17 protein-coding genes and 1 pseudogene are annotated in these 16,965 nt (G+C 64.1%); 6 read left to right on the top strand and 12 right to left on the bottom strand.

Annotation, left to right across the window (positions count from 1 at the left end; all coding sequences use genetic code 11):
• Nucleotides 1-16 precede the first annotated feature (16 nt).
• The 4 genes from E6P07_RS02405 to E6P07_RS02390 all read right to left on the bottom strand — a co-directional run bounded on the left by E6P07_RS02405 (nt 17) and on the right by E6P07_RS02390 (nt 2,725).
• Entirely contained in the window at nt 17-559 is a 543-nt protein-coding gene (locus tag E6P07_RS02405; protein ID WP_246172898.1) for a molecular chaperone Hsc20, read from the bottom strand.
• Nucleotides 560-596: 37 nt separating this feature from the next.
• On the bottom strand, nt 597-1,079 hold the full coding sequence (iscR, locus tag E6P07_RS02400; RefSeq protein WP_153974133.1) for a Fe-S cluster assembly transcriptional regulator IscR: 483 nt from the start codon (nt 1,077-1,079) through the stop codon (nt 597-599).
• 61 nt (nt 1,080-1,140) lie between these two features.
• Entirely contained in the window at nt 1,141-1,938 is a 798-nt protein-coding gene (gene cysE, locus E6P07_RS02395) for a serine O-acetyltransferase (RefSeq protein WP_153974132.1), read from the bottom strand.
• Nucleotides 1,939-1,960: 22 nt separating this feature from the next.
• Nucleotides 1,961-2,725 carry an RNA methyltransferase gene (locus tag E6P07_RS02390; RefSeq protein WP_170286781.1) on the bottom strand — a complete coding sequence of 255 codons (765 nt, stop codon included), beginning with the start codon at nt 2,723-2,725 and terminating at the stop codon, nt 1,961-1,963.
• Between the two features lie 92 nt (nt 2,726-2,817).
• On the opposite strand from E6P07_RS02390, the gene E6P07_RS02385 reads away from it, so the two are divergent.
• Nucleotides 2,818-3,618, top strand: coding sequence for an inositol monophosphatase family protein (locus E6P07_RS02385; RefSeq protein WP_153974130.1), 801 nt, complete (start codon nt 2,818-2,820; stop codon nt 3,616-3,618).
• 180 nt (nt 3,619-3,798) lie between these two features.
• On the opposite strand, the gene E6P07_RS02380 is transcribed toward E6P07_RS02385, so the two are convergent.
• From E6P07_RS02380 to E6P07_RS02365, 4 genes are read right to left on the bottom strand one after another with little or no spacing between them, the layout of a single operon-like run.
• The gene (locus E6P07_RS02380; RefSeq protein ID WP_153974129.1) at nt 3,799-6,090 is read right to left on the bottom strand and encodes a RelA/SpoT family protein; all 2,292 of its coding nucleotides are present in this window, start codon (nt 6,088-6,090) and stop codon (nt 3,799-3,801) included.
• Nucleotides 6,077-6,379, bottom strand: a complete 303-nt coding sequence (rpoZ, locus tag E6P07_RS02375) for a DNA-directed RNA polymerase subunit omega (protein WP_153974128.1) — start codon at nt 6,377-6,379, stop codon at nt 6,077-6,079. Before rpoZ ends, E6P07_RS02380 begins: the two co-directional genes overlap by 14 nt.
• Nucleotides 6,380-6,391: 12 nt before the next feature.
• Nucleotides 6,392-7,027 carry a guanylate kinase gene (gene gmk, locus E6P07_RS02370; RefSeq protein ID WP_153974127.1) on the bottom strand — a complete coding sequence of 212 codons (636 nt, stop codon included), beginning with the start codon at nt 7,025-7,027 and terminating at the stop codon, nt 6,392-6,394.
• Nucleotides 7,024-7,890: a YicC/YloC family endoribonuclease gene (locus E6P07_RS02365; RefSeq protein WP_153974126.1), complete on the bottom strand. Its 867-nt coding sequence runs from the start codon at nt 7,888-7,890 to the stop codon at nt 7,024-7,026. Before E6P07_RS02365 ends, gmk begins: the two co-directional genes overlap by 4 nt.
• Nucleotides 7,891-8,043: 153 nt before the next feature.
• On the opposite strand from E6P07_RS02365, the gene E6P07_RS02360 reads away from it, so the two are divergent.
• The 3 genes from E6P07_RS02360 to E6P07_RS02350 all read left to right on the top strand — a co-directional run bounded on the left by E6P07_RS02360 (nt 8,044) and on the right by E6P07_RS02350 (nt 10,135).
• Entirely contained in the window at nt 8,044-8,958 is a 915-nt protein-coding gene (locus E6P07_RS02360; protein ID WP_153974125.1) for a serine/threonine protein kinase, read from the top strand.
• A 122-nt stretch (nt 8,959-9,080) separates the two neighbouring features.
• Nucleotides 9,081-9,629 carry a hemerythrin domain-containing protein gene (locus tag E6P07_RS02355; protein WP_153974124.1) on the top strand — a complete coding sequence of 183 codons (549 nt, stop codon included), beginning with the start codon at nt 9,081-9,083 and terminating at the stop codon, nt 9,627-9,629.
• A gap of 206 nt (nt 9,630-9,835) precedes the next feature.
• Nucleotides 9,836-10,135, top strand: coding sequence for a hypothetical protein (locus E6P07_RS02350; RefSeq protein ID WP_162008589.1), 300 nt, complete (start codon nt 9,836-9,838; stop codon nt 10,133-10,135).
• 41 nt (nt 10,136-10,176) lie between these two features.
• Here E6P07_RS02350 and uvrA read toward each other — a convergent pair whose 3' ends face one another.
• The 3 genes and pseudogenes from uvrA to E6P07_RS14130 form a co-directional block, all read right to left on the bottom strand.
• Nucleotides 10,177-12,996, bottom strand: coding sequence for an excinuclease ABC subunit UvrA (uvrA, locus tag E6P07_RS02345; RefSeq protein WP_153974122.1), 2,820 nt, complete (start codon nt 12,994-12,996; stop codon nt 10,177-10,179).
• Nucleotides 12,997-13,002: 6 nt separating this feature from the next.
• Complete coding sequence (mazG, locus tag E6P07_RS02340; RefSeq protein WP_153974121.1) at nt 13,003-13,806, bottom strand: nucleoside triphosphate pyrophosphohydrolase; 804 nt, start codon at nt 13,804-13,806, stop codon at nt 13,003-13,005.
• Between the two features lie 64 nt (nt 13,807-13,870).
• Nucleotides 13,871-14,074, bottom strand: a pseudogene (locus E6P07_RS14130) (hypothetical protein); the annotation flags it as partial.
• 104 nt (nt 14,075-14,178) lie between these two features.
• On the opposite strand from E6P07_RS14130, the gene E6P07_RS02335 reads away from it, so the two are divergent.
• Nucleotides 14,179-14,628: a DUF1810 domain-containing protein gene (locus E6P07_RS02335; RefSeq protein WP_153974120.1), complete on the top strand. Its 450-nt coding sequence runs from the start codon at nt 14,179-14,181 to the stop codon at nt 14,626-14,628.
• The gene (locus E6P07_RS02330; RefSeq protein WP_246172897.1) at nt 14,618-15,076 is read left to right on the top strand and encodes a GIY-YIG nuclease family protein; all 459 of its coding nucleotides are present in this window, start codon (nt 14,618-14,620) and stop codon (nt 15,074-15,076) included. Before E6P07_RS02335 ends, E6P07_RS02330 begins: the two co-directional genes overlap by 11 nt.
• A 434-nt stretch (nt 15,077-15,510) precedes the next feature.
• Here the strand turns inward: E6P07_RS02330 and E6P07_RS02325 are convergent, their stop codons facing one another.
• Entirely contained in the window at nt 15,511-16,956 is a 1,446-nt protein-coding gene (locus tag E6P07_RS02325; protein ID WP_153974118.1) for a TrkH family potassium uptake protein, read from the bottom strand.
• Between the last annotated feature and the right edge of the window lie 9 nt (nt 16,957-16,965).

The following is a 16,965-nucleotide window of genomic DNA, read 5'->3' as shown; positions in this document are numbered from 1 at the left end:
TTAGGCCGCGTCTTGCTCAGTCCGGACGCGACCTGAGCAGTTTGGCCTGTCGCTCTTCGGTCTCGCGCCGGCAGCGGGCGAGGACCTGGAGCTGACGCACGACCTCGCGCGCAGCGTTCAGATTGGTTGGCGTGGGATCAGCGAAGAGTTGGTGCAGTTCCTTGTCGAGTGCCGCGCCGCGCTCAGCCAGACGGGTCAACACCTCGGACAGGGCGGCGCCCGGATCGGAACGGTTGGTGGCCGCGATTAGGGCCTCCTGGCATTCGATCTCCTCGACGAACTTGGTGCTCGGGGGGTCTTCGTCAGCGCCAGACTCCACGCCCTCCACGCCATAGAGCCGGAAGAGATACTCCGCGCGGGCCAGCGGCTCGGTCAGGGTCTGATAGGCCAGGTCGATGTGCGCCAGCAAGCGGTTCGTCTCGTCTCCCTGATCGCTGAGGACATCGGTCCGAACCGCGCGCACCAGGGCGCGATAACGTTCGGCCAGCAAGCCGGAGTCGAGCATGAAACCGACCGGCAGGTCGAAGAGCTCGAAATGGTTTTTCTGTGAGTTCAACACGGCTCGTGCCGTCGTCGGACCATCTAGACCCAAAATCTCAGGCGCCGAGGCGGATCCGCTGGACGTCGAGTTTGACGTCGACCGCCGCACAGGTGGTCGGCGGACGCCGACCCAATCCATCGCGCTGATCGACCAGGGTCTGAAGATCGATCTGGTTGAGATAATCGTGGATGCGGTCGCTGAGATCGCACCAGAGATCATGGGTCAGACAGGGCCCATTGTTCTGACAATTATGTGCGCCGCCACAGCGGGTCGTATCCACACGCTCGTCGACGGCGCTGATCACCTCGGCAACAGAGATCTCGGCTGCGGGTCGGGCCAGGTTGTAGCCGCCACCCGGACCACGCACGCTCGTCACCAATCCGTGCTTACGCAGCCTGGCGAAGAGCTGTTCGAGATAGGACAAGGAGATCCCCTGCCGCTGGGCGATGTCGGCCAGGGCGATCGGACCCCCCCCCTGCTGGATGGCCAGATCCAGCATCGCGGTGACGGCATAGCGGCCTTTGGTCGTCAGTCTCACAGGTACCCTCTCTTGTGTGACGTACGCTTGGCATCATACGTTACCCAAGCATGGTGATCAATTATCCCCTAGCCTGTGTCGGGTCATCCGCTTGAGCGATATCGGGCCGGGTCGCAGGCTCGATTTCCATCGCGTCGATGTCGCCGTCGTGGTCGAAGTGCACCATGAGCCCATGCCGCTCCAGGATGTACGACATGGATTCGAGCCGCTGGTCTATGTGGTGGATATGATCGAGCATCCGGTTGATTGCATTGGCGACCGGATCGGGCGCATCGCGCGTAGCACCATAGGCATCGAAGCCGATGCGCTTAGCGGTATCGGCGCGCCTGCGGCTGGTCGCATCACGATCGGGTTCGATGATGCGTCCAGGCACACCGACTACAGTGGCCCCCGGGGGGACCGCTTTGACCACCACAGCATTCGAACCGATGCGCGCCCCGTCACCGATCTGGATCGGACCAAGCACCTTGGCCCCGGCGCCGACCACGACGTCACGCCCGAGCGTCGGGTGACGCTTACCCTTCTGCCAGCTCGTCCCGCCGAGTGTGACCCCATGATACAGGGTACAGTCGTCGCCGATGACGGCGGTCTCGCCGATGACCACACCCATCCCATGATCGATGAAGAGCCGGCGACCGATCACGGCCGCCGGATGGATCTCGATGCCGGTGAACAGGCGCGCGACGTTCGACAGCAGGCGCGCCGGCCATTTAAGGCCGCAGTGCCATAGCCGATGGGCAAGACGATGGATGAGGATGGCATGCAGACCCGGATAGGTGGTGAGGATCTCGAATGCGTTGCGCGCGGCCGGGTCACGGTCGAAGACACAGCGGATGTCTTCTCGGATGCGATCGAACATGGGATCCCACTCCCTCTTGGGTTCATGGCGCCGAATCGTCCGGACGGGCGAAGCGGTTTGGGGTCTTGCGTCCCTGGGCGGCGCTGAGGATGCCGCGCAGGATATTGAGCTCGACCCGATCGGGCCGGGCACGGTTGAAGAGACGACGCAGTCGGCGTATGAGCGTGCGTGACTGCTCGGGGTCGCTGAAGCCGATCTGGATCAGGGTGTCGGCCAGATGGGTGTAGAAGCCTTCCATCGCCTCGGCGCTGGCCAGGTCGCGCGGCGTCTCGGTCAGTCGCTCGCCGGTCACGACACGGGCCGCGCGCCGGATCTCGTAGGCGAATACCTGGGCGGCAGCGGCGAGATTGAGCGAGCTGAACGCGGGATTGGTCGGGATATGGGCCAGAAAGTGACAGCGCGCAAGCTCGTCGTTGGTCAGGCCGGAACTCTCGCGTCCCAACACCAGGGCCACCTCCCCCTCCTGGGCCTCGGCCAGGAGACGCGCGGCGCATTCGGGCGGCTCCAGCAATGGCCACTCGATCGAGCGCAGGCGCGCGCTGGTGCCGATCACCAGCCGACAGCCGACCAGTGCCTCGGTCAGGGTCTGGTGGATCCCGGCGCGCTCGAGCAGGTCATCGGCCCCGGAGGCGCGCGCCAGGGCCTCGGCATCGGGTCGCTGGCGTGGTGCAACCAGTTCCAGACGCGACAGCCCCATGGTCTTCATCGCGCGCGCCACTGCGCCGATGTTGCCGCTGTGGGTCGTCTCGACCAGCACGAAACGGATTCGCGCCAGCGGCTCGTTCATTTGGTCTATCATGAGCGACTCAATTATCACGTCTCTGTTCGCTGTCTCAAGACCGCTATGATACAGCGACCTTCCTGGATATCCCGCAACCGATGCACCCAAGCCTCAATATCGCCATCCGTGCCGCCCGCCATGCCGGCAAGATCATCCTGCGTTTCTCCGATCGGGTCGATCAGCTCAGGGTCGAGACCAAGAGCCGCAACGACTTTGTCAGCGACGTCGACCGTGCCGCCGAGGCGGCCATCGTCCAGGAGCTGCGCGGACGTTTCCCCAACCACGCCATCCTGGCCGAGGAGAGCGGCGAGCAGCCCGGCCACAGCGAGTTCCAGTGGATCATCGACCCGCTCGACGGCACCACCAACTATCTGCACGGTTTTCCACAGTTTGCCGTCTCTATCGCCCTGCTACACAGGGGACAGCTTGAATGCGGCGTGGTCTATGATCCGCTGCGCGAGGAGCTGTTCACCGCCGCGCGCGGTCAGGGTGCCCAGCTCAACGACCGCAGGATCCGGGTCGCCAATCGTCAGTCGCTCGACGGGGCGCTGATCGGCACCGGCTTTCCGTTCCGCGATCACCGCCACATCGACGCCTATCTGGCCATGTTCAAGGCGGTGACCTTGGCCACAGCCGGGGTGCGCCGTCCCGGCTCGGCCTCGCTCGATCTGGCCTATGTGGCGGCTGGACGTACCGATGGATTCTGGGAGCTGGGACTCTCGCCTTGGGATTGCGCGGCGGGGGCGTTGCTGATCAAGGAAGCGGGCGGCACCGTGACCGACCTGGCAGGCGGCGACCGGTTTCTCGACACCGGCAACCTGGTCGCAGGCAATCTGCGGGTGCATCGCGCCCTGCTGGATCTGATCCAGCCGTGCCTGAACGATCGGCTCAGGGTCTGATGGCTACTCGGGGCATTTCACTGAATTATGGAAGCGCTGAATAAATCGCGTGCCTCTCAATCGCGGCTGAAGCCGCTCCTACAAAATCAATGGTTTACGGAAGAAGGTTTTGCCACGAATGGAATCAATCAGCGCTTCCTTAAGGATCCGACTTGATTCTCGGACGCCCTGGCGCGCGACTCAGGATCGGGTGATGCGGGTGATGCGATCGACATCCGGGATGAGCCGCACCCGGCGCATGATGCGTGCGAGATGATCACGGCTCTTGACCAGGAGGCGAAATTCTAGATCCGTCATCACGCCGTCCTTTTCGATGGTCTGGACGTTCTCGATGTTGGACCCGAGTTCGGCGATCGCCCCGGCGACCACGGCCAGCACGCCGCGCCGATTGTTGACCTCGACCCGAATCTCGGTGGCAAATTCGCCCTCCGGCTCCTTGGACCACTCGACGTCGAGCCGCTTGTCACGCTTGCCTTCCAGCCCCCCAAGGTTGCGGCACTCGGCACGATGGACCACGATCCCGCGTCCCGGGCTAAAGATCGCCGTGATGGCATCGCCCGGAATCGGACGGCAGCAGCGCGCGAAGTTGACCACCATGCCCTCGGTGCCGCGAATGGCCAGCCGATGCGGATGGAGATCGCGGTTGTCCAGTCGTGTCTCAGAGTCCGCGCCCTCGGCCCCGGCCAATCGTCGCGCGACCAGCGGCGCTAGCCGGTTGCCAAGTCCGATCTCACCGAACAGTTCCTCCAGACTCCCCAGTCCCGTCTCCTCCAGATAGGCTGCCAGGCGCACGGGTTCGAGCATCTCAAGCGTGGTGCCCAGCGCGGCCAGTTCGGTGTTCAGGAGCCGTCGCCCAAGTGCCTGGGCCTCGCGCTGTTTGATGTTTTTGAGGTGTCCACGGATATTGACGCGCGCCTTGGCCGTGACCACGAAGTTCAGCCAGCCCGGATTGGGCCGCGCACCCGGGGCTGTGATGATCTCGACCGTCTGACCATTGCGCAGCTGTGTGCTTAGCGGGGCCATACGCCGGTCGATGCGCGCGGCCACACAGGTGTTGCCCACGTCCGAGTGGATGGCATAGGCGAAGTCGACCACGGTCGCACCACGCTTGAGCGCATGGATGCGTCCCTTGGGCGTGAAGACATAGACCTCGTCGGGGAAGAGGTCGATCTTGACGTGCTCCAGAAATTCGACCGAGTTGCCCGCCTCGCGCTGCATCTCCAGCAGGTTCTGCAACCAATCGGCGGCGAGTGCGGTCGGATTGGCGCCGGCGGACTGGCCCCCGCTCTTGTACATCCAGTGCGCAGCGATCCCGGACTCGGCCAGGCGCTGCATGTCTTCGGTGCGGATCTGGATCTCGATCTGGATGCCCTGGGGTCCGATCAGGGCGGTGTGGAGGGATTGATAGCCGTTGGCCTTGGGGATGGCGATATAGTCCTTGAAGCGTCCGGGCACCGGCTTGTAGAGATTATGAACCAGCCCCAGCACCCGATAGCAGGTATCGACCCGATCGACCGTCACCCGAAAGGCAAAGACGTCGGCCAGTTCGGAAAAGCCGCGTGACTTCTCGCGCATCTTGCGATAGATGCCGTAGAGGTGTTTTTGACGCCCCTCGACCCGGCCCGCGATGCCCTCCTGCTGCAAGGCATGGCGCAACGTCGTCTCGACCAGGCTGACCATCTCGAATCGCGCACCACTGCTGCGCCCCTGGAGCGCGCGCTGGATGACCCGCCGCCGCCACGGCCAGTAGTGCGCGAAGCTGAGCTCTTCCAACTCGATGCGGATCCAGTTGATCCCGAGGCGATTGGCAATGGGGGCGAAGATGTCGAGTGTCTCGCGCGCGATGCGCCGGCAGGCCTCCGGGCTCATCGAGTCGAGCGTGCGCATGTTGTGCAGTCGGTCGGCAAGCTTGATCAGGATGACGCGGATATCGCGCGTCATCGCCAGCAGCATCTTCTGCAGACTTGCCGCCTGGGCCTCAGCGCGCGACTTGAAATCGAGCCTGGTGAGCTTGCTGACCCCATCGACCAGTTCGGCGACCTCTTCGCCAAAGGCCTCGGCCAACTGGGCCTTATCGATCGGGGTGTCCTCGATGACGTCATGCAGCAAGGCCGCGATCAGACACTGATAGTCCATGCGCATCTCGGCCAGGATGCGTGCGACCGCGATCGGATGATAGATGTAGGGCTCGCCCGATTTGCGTTTCTGGCCCTCGTGCGCCTCAGCGCCGAACAGATAGGCGCGATAGCACTCGCTGATCTGCTCGGGCGGTAGATAGGTCTCCAGATAGGCGCAGAGGTCACTGATCAGATAGCGCGTCTCGCTGGCGGGCTTGAGCGGCTCGATGGGCGGCGCCCGGTCTAGAGACTTGAGTGACCTAACCTGTTGAGCAGCCGCATCTAGACCGGACGCACCCAACTCAGGCCGTGCGGTCGGATCCTTGTCGGCATTGGCCTCGTCAGTCCTTGACATCCCTGTCGGATTCCACGTCCTCGAGCCTGGTGGCGAATTCCTGAGCCAGTGCCTGCTCCAGTGCCGCCGCCATGTCGTCCATCTCGCGCTGGGCCTCCTGGATCATGGCGTTAGTGATCTTGCCAGCGGCGATCTCGCGCAGGGCCAGGACGGTCGGTTTGTCGTTCTCTGCCGGCAGCAGCGGCTCGACGCCCTTGGCCAGCTGCCGTGCGCGCTTGGTGGCGAGCAGAACCAGATCGAAACGGTTATCGACGTGTTCGAGGCAATCCTCGACCGTGATGCGGGCCATGATGGTCTCCCTTTAGGCAATGGATTCGATGGGGTCGAGCAACGCGGCCAGACGCGGGCGCTGATAGGCCAGACGCTGACGCTCGGCGGTGACGATCGCCGCCAAGGTCGCGAGCGCCGTCTGGAAGCAGTCGTTGACGACCAGATAAGTGTATTCGGCAAAATGCGCCAGCTCGGCGCGGGCCTGGGTCATGCGGCGGGCGATCACCTCATCGCTGTCGGTACCGCGTCCACGCAGACGGCGTTCGAGCTCCTCGATGGAAGGCGGCAGCACGAAGATAGAGATTGCCTCGGGAAGGCGCGCGCGCACCTGACGCGCACCCTGCCAGTCGATCTCCAGGAGGATGTCTCGTCCAGTGTCGAGACGCCGGTGCACGTCGGCGGCGCGGGTGCCGTACAGATTACCAAAGACCTCGGCCTGTTCCAGAAAGGCGCCGGCTTCGATCTCGCGCTCGAAGCATTCGCGATCGAGGAAATGGTAGTGGACGCCATCCTGCTCGCCCGCGCGGGCTGGGCGCGTGGTACAGGAGACCGATAGCATGAGCCCCGGATCGCGTTCCACCAGGGCCTTGACCAGACTGGTCTTACCCGCGCCCGAGGGCGCCGAGACGATAAACAAAAGCCCCCTGGGCTGGGATCGGTCGTTCATTCGAGATTTTGCACCTGTTCGCGCATCTGTTCGATCAAGACCTTCATCTCGACCACCTCGCGGGTGATGGCGAGGTCAGACGACTTGGAGCCGAGGGTATTGGCCTCACGGTTAAGCTCCTGCATCAGAAAATCGAGCCGGCGCCCGACCGGCTCATCGCGGGTCAGGACAGCAAGCACCTCCTCGAGATGGGCGCCGAGCCGGTCGAGTTCCTCGTCGACGTCAAGCCGCGCGGCGATCAGGACGATCTCCTGCTCCAACCGGGTCGGATCGAGCTCGGCACGCAGCTCGGTCAGACGCTCAGCCAGACGCCGGCGCACCTCGACCAGTACCTCGGGCAGACGCGCGCGCACGCGGGCTGCACTCTCAAACAGACGCTCGCAACGCTCACGCAGGAGCTGGGCCAGGCGCGCGCCCTCGCGTGCGCGGGTCTCGACCAGCGAATCCAGGGTCTGTTCGAGCAGCGCCAGCGCCTCGGCACCGAGCCGGTCGAGATCCGGTTCGGTCTCCTGCACCACGCCTGGCCAGCGCAGTAGATCGAAGGGGGTCGGCTCCTGGGTACAGCCGATGCGCGCGCTGAGTTCACGTCCCGCCGCCAGGAGCTGCTCAACAAAGGGCCAGTTGATCCGGATCGCGTTCGCGGCACCCAGGGCCGGGGCATAGCGCAGCGTACATTCGATCTTACCGCGCTGGAGACGCGCCGCCAGACGGTTGCGCACCTGGATGTCGAGTCCGCGCAGCTCCTCGGGCAAGCGGATGCAAGGCTCCAGGAAACGGTGATTGACCGTACGTACCTCCCAGGTCAATTCACCCAGATCGCCTGTCCGCGACGCGCGGGCGAAGGCCGTCATACTCTTGATCATTGGCTAAGGACGTCTCTTGAGGGGGCGGTCTCACGTGGGCGGACGAACAGGGCTCGATCCCTGCCGAGCCAGCCGAACAGCGTTTATCATAACCGAGGAAGGCCGCATCCAGTCACTCCCGTCAACGTCCGCCTGGAGATCCACTGCCCGATCATGGCAGCCGCACGAGAGACACTCCCACCAGGCACCCAGGTGGGTAGCTACCACATCGTCAAGCCGATCGCCGAGGGCGGCTTTAGCCTCATCTATCTCGCGACCGACGACGACAGCGGCGAAGAGGTCGTCATCAAGGAGTACATGCCCAAGAAGCTCGCGCGCCGCGATCGCGACCGGCGCGTGGTGCCGGCAAGCATCGAATATGCCGAGAGCCTCCATCACGGACGCAAGCTGTTCTTCCAGGAGGTCAAGGCACTGGCGTCGCTGAAACATCCCAACATCGTTCGGGTGCTCGCCTTCTTCCTGGCCAACGATACCGGCTACATGGTGATGCCCAACGAGCGTGGGCGCAATCTCGGGGCCTATCTGCGCGAGCGCAAGGGCGGGCTGAGCACCTCTTTTATCCTAGAGGTCTTCATCCCGATCCTAGATGCACTGGCGCTCTTGCATCGGCGTTCCATGGTCCATCTCGATGTCAAGCCCGGCAACATCCATCTGCGTCACGGCAACATGCCCCTGCTGCTGGATCTCGGCGCGGTCCATCCGTTTAATCGCGGGCGCTCGCGTGGCGGGCAGGTCATCACCGCTGGCTATTCTCCGGTCGAGCAATATTTTCGCGGCGGTCAGGTCGGTCCCTGGACCGATGTCTATGCGGTCGGGGCCAGCATCCGCACCTGCATGGACGGTCGCACGCCCCAGCCGGCACCGGAGCGCCAGAAGGAAGACAGGGTCGTGCCGGCCGTCGAGGCCCTTAAGGATCGCTATCCCGAGTTCCTGCTCAAGGCGGTGGACTGGGCGATGTCGATGGATCCGGAGAAGCGCCCCCAGGATGCCGAGGAGCTATTGTTCGCCCTCCTGCCGCACATCGACGACCCGCGCTTGGAGCGGATACGCAAGGGCGACACCGGCTGAGCGGAACCCAGGTCAGTGCATCCGCACCGAATATTTCTGCCGGCGGGGCTGGACGATACCGAACCGGACGACATCGAAGGAGGGTAGGATGCACAAACGACTCTATTCAAGAGGGTTAAGCCATGCACGCCATCATGACGCGACTCGGTCAGGATCATGCACGACTGCGGCGGGTACTCGACCTGCTTGAGTCCTTGCTCGACCGTTTTCACGAGGGCGACGAGCCGGACTACGCGCTGATCGATGCGCTCATCGAATACATGGACTGCTATGCCGACATCGTCCACCACCCGACCGAGGATCTGATCTTCCGGCGTCTGATCGACAAGGGCGTCGAACCGTCTGAGGTCTTCGGTATCCCCATGCGTCAGCACCCGGGTCTAAGCCGCCTGACCAAGGACTTCCGCCAGTCGCTGCGGATGATCCTCAGCGAGGAGGTGCTGCTGCGCGAGGACGTGGAGGCCGCCGGTCGTGCCCTGATCGGCAATCAGCGTGGTCATCTGATCCAAGAGGAGCGCGAGGCCCTGCCATTGGCGCTCAAATACCTGACCGAGGCCGACTGGATCGAGATCGAGTTGGCCGCTCCAACCCTGGATCCGGTGTTCGGGGCGCCTGATCCGCGGCACTTCAGGGTGCTCTATCGTCAACTTATCGAGCAAGTGCGACACTGACCCTGTCCGCTGGATCTCAAACCGCGACCCAGACCCCTCGCTTGATCCAGCGGCTCTACTGTTTGCAGAGGTACGAGTAGATACACCGTATTCGCCAAGCCTGGAGGTTTTTTATGAACGAAATTGGTTTGTCTAGCAACATGCCGTCGATCGGCGCAACCAGGTCCTATCCGTCGCCGCGGGTTGACTCCGGGTCCGACAGCCCCTTGACCAGCCCTGGTGTAACCCCATCGACGCTGGATCGCGGCCCCAGCTCGACGTCTCCGACCCAGGGTCCATCCAGCGACACCCTCTCGATTTCTTCGGACGCCTACCGTCTACAGCAAACCGGCGCGCCTACGACCGAGACCCTCGATTCCAGGTCGTACAACGGCCTGGATTCCGAGCAGGCGATCGCCCTGGCGCGGACGACTCGGGAGACGATGGTGCTCAATCCCCAGCTCGCTTTTCAGGCGCAGGCCAGTCAGATGAGCGCACGGCAGGTGACCAACGCCCTTGGGGCTTGAGGCGATGGAGTCTGCCGCCGAGTCACCCGGTCGCTGAGCGACTACCAGCCGCGCTCCAACAGGGGGCGCAGAAAACGCCCGGTATAAGACTGCTCCACGGCGGCGAGGGTCTCGGGCGTACCGACGGCGACCACCTGTCCGCCCCTCTCCCCCCCCTCAGGCCCTAGGTCGATGATCCAGTCGGCGGTCTTGATGACATCGAGATTGTGTTCGATCACCACCACGGTGTTGCCCTGATCGCGTAGCCGATGCAGCACCGTGAGCAGATGCCGGATGTCGTGGAAATGCAGCCCTGTGGTCGGCTCGTCGAGGATATAGAGCGTGCGCCCGGTGTCGCGCCTGGAGAGCTCGCGGCTGAGCTTGACGCGCTGGGCCTCGCCGCCCGAGAGGGTGGTCGCGCTCTGGCCGAGCTGGACATAAGACAGACCCACGTCCATCAGCGTCTGGAGCTTGCGGGCGATCGCTGGCACCGGGGCGAAGAAGTCGAGCGCCTCCTCGACGGTCAGGTTCAGCACCTCGTCGATGGACTTGCCCTTGTAGCGGATCTCCAGGGTCTCGCGGTTATAGCGCCGCCCGCGACAGACCTCGCACTGCACATGCACATCGGGCAGGAAGTGCATCTCGACCCGGATCACGCCATCCCCCTTGCAGGCCTCACACCGCCCGCCCTTGACATTGAAACTGAAGCGCCCGGCGTCATAGCCGCGCGAACGCGCCTCGGGGACGGCGGCGAACAGCTCGCGCACCAGATTGAACAGACCCGTATAGGTCGCCGGATTGGAGCGCGGCGTGCGACCAATGGGGCTCTGGTCGATGTCGACCACCTTGTCGAAGTGCTCCAACCCCTCGATGGCCCTATGCGGTGCAGAGTTAAGACTGGCCCCGTTGAAATGACGCGCGACCACCGGAAACAGGGTGTCGTTGATCAGGGTCGATTTGCCTGACCCCGAGACGCCGGTGATACAGCACAGGGTACCGACAGGGATCGCGACATCGATCCCGCGCAGGTTGTGGCCGCAGGCCCCGAGGATCCGCAACTGGCGTGCGGGGTCGTTGGGCGTGCGCCGGGCGGGGATCTCGATCCGCAGTGCGCCGGACAGATAGCGCCCGGTCAAGGAGTCTGGGTTGGCCGCGATCTCATCCGCCGTGCCCTGGGCGACGACCTGACCGCCATGTGCGCCCGCGCCTGGCCCGAGATCCACCACCCAGTCGGCGGTGCGGATCGCCTCTTCGTCGTGCTCGACGACGATCACGGTGTTGCCCAGGTCGCGTAGATGGGTCAGGGTCTTGAGGAGTCGGGCGTTGTCGCGCTGGTGGAGTCCAATCGAGGGCTCATCCAGGATATACATGACACCAACCAACCCGGCCCCGATCTGACTCGCGAGCCGGATCCGTTGGGCCTCGCCGCCCGAGAGCGTCTCGGCGCGGCGTTCGAGCGTCAGATAATCGAGCCCGACATCGACCAAGAAGCGCAATCGGGTAGCGATCTCGGTGATGACCGGGGCGCCGATCGCGCCGCGCTGCCCCGGCAGATCCAGGGTCTCGAACAGACGCAGCGACTCGCCGACCGGCATCCGCGCGATCGCCGGCAGGTTGTATCCGGCGATGAAGACATGACGCGCCGCCTCGTTCAGGCGGGTGCCCCCGCAGTCCGGGCAGGGTCGCTGCGAGAGATAGCGCGCCAGTTCCTCGCGCACCGTATTGGAATCGGTCTCGCGATAGCGCCGTTCCATGTTGCGCAGGATGCCCTCGAACACCTGTGGTCTGGTGTTGCCCTTGGGGTGTGGGAGCTGGACCCTCTCCTGGCCACTGCCATAGAGGATCACCGCGCGCACCGGTTCGGGCAGCTCGACCCAGGGGGTCTCGACATCGAAGCCATAGTGCGCGCCAAGCGCGCGGATCAGCTGGAAATAATAGGCGTTGCGCCGATCCCAACCGCGTACCGCACCGCCGGCCAGACTCAGTTCCGGATGCATCACCACCTTGGCGGGATCGAAGAAGAGTTCTACCCCCAATCCATCGCAGGTCGGACAGGCCCCGGCTGGGTTGTTGAACGAGAACAGACGCGGCTCAAGCTCCGGCAGGCTATAGCCGCAGACCGGACAGGCGAACTTCGATGAGAACGTCAGCTCGGGGCGTTCGGGTTCGTCGATCCAGCCGACCTGGGCAATGCCACCGGAAAGGTTGAGCGCAGTCTCGAACGACTCGGCCAGACGCAACGCCAGATCCGGGCGTACCCGGAAACGATCGACGACGATCGCGATGTCGTGTTTCTGCCTCGGGTCCAACTCGGGCGGCGACTCCAGCTCATAGACCTGTCCATCGATGCGGACGCGCCCAAAGCCCTGGGCGCAGAGCTCACCGAGCAGGCGCTGATACTCGCCCTTGCGCGCGGCCACCACGGGCGCCAGCAGCATCAGCTTCTCGCCCTCGGGCAGTGCCAACACCCGGTCGACCATCTGGCTGATGGTCTGGGCGTCGAGCGGCTCACCGTGGGTCGGGCAGTGGGGTTGGCCGACACGTGCGAACAGCAGGCGCAGATAGTCGTGGATCTCGGTGATGGTGCCGACGGTGGAGCGCGGATTGTGCGAGCTGGTCTTCTGTTCGATGGCGATCGCCGGGGACAGACCCTCGATGTGGTCGATGTCGGGCTTCTCCATCATGGATAAAAACTGACGCGCATAGGCCGAGAGCGACTCGACATAGCGCCGCTGTCCCTCGGCATAGAGGGTATCGAAGGCGAGCGAGGACTTACCCGAGCCAGACAGCCCAGTCAGTACGATCAGGCGCTCGCGCGGCAGGTCCAGATCGATGTTCTTGAGGTTGTGGGTGCGCGCGCCGCGCAAGCGGATCAGGTGCATGGGTGCTCAGCCGCGACGCTCGGTGGCCTTGGCGAGCGTCCACTGACGCTCCATCTCGTCGCGGGTCTCCGGGCTCGGTTCGAGGCCCTGTTCGCGCAGTCCACGCTCGACCTGGGCGAAGCGCTGCTCGAAGCGCCGGTTGGCGGCGCGCAAGGCCTGTTCGGCCTCCACGCCTAGATGGCGGGCCAGATTGACGCAGGCAAACAGCAGGTCACCGATCTCGTGGATGCGCTCGCTCGGGGTGGCCTGATCGGTCAGGGTCGCGCGACACTCGGCGAGTTCTTCCTCGACCTTGGCCAAGACGGCCAGGGGCTCATCCCAATCGAACCCAACCCGTGCCGCACGGCGCTGGAGCTTCTCGGCGCGCACCAGGGCCGGCAGGGTGCGCGCGACACCGGCCAGTGCCCCGGGTTCATCGACCCGGGTCTGGGCGCGTTCGGCGGCCTTGAGTCGTTCCCAATGGTCCAGGACGGTCGCCGCGTCTGCCAGCTCGAGCGTACCAAAGACATGGGGGTGGCGCCGGATCAGCTTGGCGCAGACCGACTCGACCACATCGGCGAAGGCAAAATGCCCACCCTCCTCGGCCAGGCGTGCATGGAAGACCACCTGGAGCAACAGATCGCCGAGTTCATCGCGCAAGGCGGTCATATCCTCGCGCTCGACTGCCTCGGCGACCTCATAGGCCTCCTCAAGGGTATAGGGCAGGATGGTGCGAAAGGTCTGCTCCAGATCCCAGGGGCAGCCGTTCTCAGGATCGCGCAGACGCGCCATGATGGCGATGAGTCGATCGATCGGCGGGGTGTCGGTCATGGAAGCCCGTGGTGATGCAAAGGCTTGACGGTTGGGAGACGGTATCACAGCGTAACGAACTCCGCTAAGCTTGGCGCGATGGGCCGACTCTCCCAACCCCCTCAAGTCCCCGGAAATTATAGACACGCCTTTTGAAGCCTTTGGAGGCGTTTGTTGTGCCGGCCCTTGAGCGCCTGAATCGGTGCGATATGGCCGAGGGCCTTTGGCGGAAGGTGTTGGTCATAGACCTGACATAACGCTTGATGGTCTGGGTTAGCCACTTGGCAGAGCGGCACACCCTGCTGGTGAGAGCTTTGATGAGGACTGGGAACGCTGCCGTCGCCTGCCCGCGTGCCGTGTGCAGGCGGGCAGGCTGGAGTAGGAGACAGCCGGATGAGCAACACCGCCCCTGACCTGAACCGCTTCGTCGAGGCCCAAGGTGACATCTACGCCCAAGCGCTGGCTGAACTGCGCGCCGGTCGCAAACGCTCGCACTGGATGTGGTTTGTCTTCCCGCAGATCGCTGGGCTCGGATCAAGCACGATGGCGTGCCGTTATGCCCTCCGCGACCTGGACGAGGCGCGGGCCTATCTGAACCATCCAATCCTTGGGGCGCGGTTGCGCGACTGTGCCGAGGCGCTGTTGGCCATCGAGGGGCGATCAGCACGGGAGATTCTAGGATCGCCGGACGACCTGAAGCTGTGCTCCAGTGCCACGCTCTTTGCCCAAGTTTCGCCGCCGGGGTCGGTGTTCCATCGGCTGCTGGAGCGGTATTGTGGCGGGCAACCTGATCGGTTGACGCTGGAACGCCTGTCAGCTGGATCCCGGCATGATGAGCGATGACCGTGGCACCTATCTGGTCCGGCTGATCCCCGAGCACTCGGGGCCGGTGCGCATCGGGCGGCTTGGCACCCTGATGCTCACCGGCGGGGAGCTGCTCTATGTCGGCAGTGCGCTGGGTCCGGGCGGACTGGCGGCGCGCTGTCGTCACCATGGGCGAGTGACCGCACGGCCGCACTGGCATCTGGATTCTCTGCGTCCGCACTGTCGTGTTCCGGGTTGTTGGGTCGCACGCGGACTAAAGCGGCGCGAGCATGTCTGGGCGCGCTTGCTCGGGACCTTGCCGGGTGCCTCATGGCCACTGGCCCGCTTTGGGGCGAGCGACTGCGACTGTCCGGCGCATCTGATCCGGCTGGAGCAGAGACCGGAGACGACGACGCTCAGTGTGCTGTTGGGCGTTCCGCTGGTGTGGCGGGCAGCGCGGGATCGATTTGAGGAATCTCAAGGATGAGGAGACATCGATGGAAATCGCCCTGTGACCGCTCGAAGTGCTCGACGCCGAGACCGAGCCTAAACCCAGCCTCGAAGACGAGGGATCGCCCACGGATGGGTGCGCATCATCCGCACCTGTCGTGTCCGAGGCGTCTGTGCCGGCAGACAGGCGCGTCGAGCGGTCTTGAAGAGCGCGCCCGCCCGTCCTGCTCACTGTCCCGCTTCAGCCGCCCCGTTCTGTTGCCCCCTCCATCGACGGCGACAACCAGTCCCCGGCCATTGCGCGCGATCGGCTGGCGAGCGTTCGTAAGGATTGGGGTCTGAACGTCGCGTGCGCGGTACGGGCCGGCAACGATCATGATCACACCGTGCCGCCCTGGCTGAAGGCACTCGCCGATGTGAGCGCGGCAATGACAGAACAGTCATCTCATCTATCGACCGAGTGCTCCAAACTCAATGCCGCCAGAAGGCCGGAATGAAGAGGATCAGCAGGGTGAAGATCTCCAACCGCCCCGCCAGCATCCCGAAGATGCCCAGCCACTTGACCACCGGATCAACCGTGGCGAAGGTGACGGCGACCTCGCCGAGCCCGGGCCCACAGAGGTTGACCGTGGTGAAGACCGCGCCGACGGCCGATTCCAGATCCAGCCCAGCGGCCATCATGGCCACTGTCAATAGCAGACAGGTCGCGATATAGAGCACATAGAAGCCCCAGACCGACAGTAACACCTCCTCCTGGATGAGACGGCGCCCGATCTTGACCTCCAACACGGCGTGCGGATGGATGAATTGAAACAGCTGACGGACGCCGAGCTTGGCCAGCAGTATCACCCGCAAGACCTTGATTCCACCTGCCGTCGAGCCACCACAGCCACCGATGAAGGAGAGGATGACCAGCACCAAGGGGATGTGCAGCGGCCAGTCGCTGAAGGTCGCGGTGCTGAATCCGGTGCTGGTCAGGATCGAGACGACCTGAAAGGTGCCATGGCGAAGCGCCTGCCAACCATCGGCATAGACACCGATCCAGTAGAGGCTGGCTGAGACGAAAAGCGCACCACCGAGGGCGATCAGGCCGAAGGCCCGGGTCTCCGGGTCACGCAGATAGGCGCGCACATCCTGGTCGTGCCAGGCGACGAAATGGACGGTGAAGTTGATCCCGCCTGCGAGCATGAAGACGATGGCGATCGCCTCGATCAGCGGGCTGTCGTAGTACCCTAGACTGGCGTCATGGGTCGAGAAGCCGCCGGTGGCCACGGTCGTGAAGGCATGGCCGACGGCATCGAAGGGGGTCATCCCGGCCAGCCAGAAGGCCAGCGCGCAGGTGACTGTCAGGCCGAGATACAGCGACCAGAACGCGCGCGCCGTCTCGCCGATGCGGGGGGTCGGTTTTTCATGCTTGGTCAGACCCGAGGCCTCGGCCCGGTAGAGCTGCATCCCGCCCACGCCCAGCAGCGGCAGGATGGCCACCGCCAGTACGATCACGCCCATACCACCGAGCCATTGGATCTGCTGACGGTGATAGAGGATCGAGGGCGGCAGCTGGTCGAGTCCGTCGATGACGGTCGCGCCCGTGGTGGTGAAGCCTGAGATCGACTCGAAGACCGCATCGGTCAGGTTCAGATGCAACCCGAAGATGAAGGGCAGTGCGCCGAACAGCCCAAGCAGCGCCCAAAACAAGGCCACGACGAGAAATCCATCGCGCACTGACAGCTCGTTGTCGCAGTGATCGTTCGGCCACCACAGCAGCAGACCAACGCTTGCGGTCAGCACCAGCGAGGCAAGGAACACCCACCACTCGCCATCCTGGTCGACGAGCGCTAGGATGAGCGATGGCACAAAGCTCAGGCTGTAGAGCATCAATAGCAGGCCGAATAGCCGGATGAGGGCACGCCAGTGCATGGTTTTTAC

This window comes from Thermochromatium tepidum ATCC 43061 (genome assembly GCF_009664085.1).
GTDB classification, from domain to species: domain Bacteria; phylum Pseudomonadota; class Gammaproteobacteria; order Chromatiales; family Chromatiaceae; genus Thermochromatium; species Thermochromatium tepidum.
The sequence above is the reverse complement of the archived record's forward strand: the minus strand, read 5'-3'. Positions and strand labels throughout refer to the sequence as shown.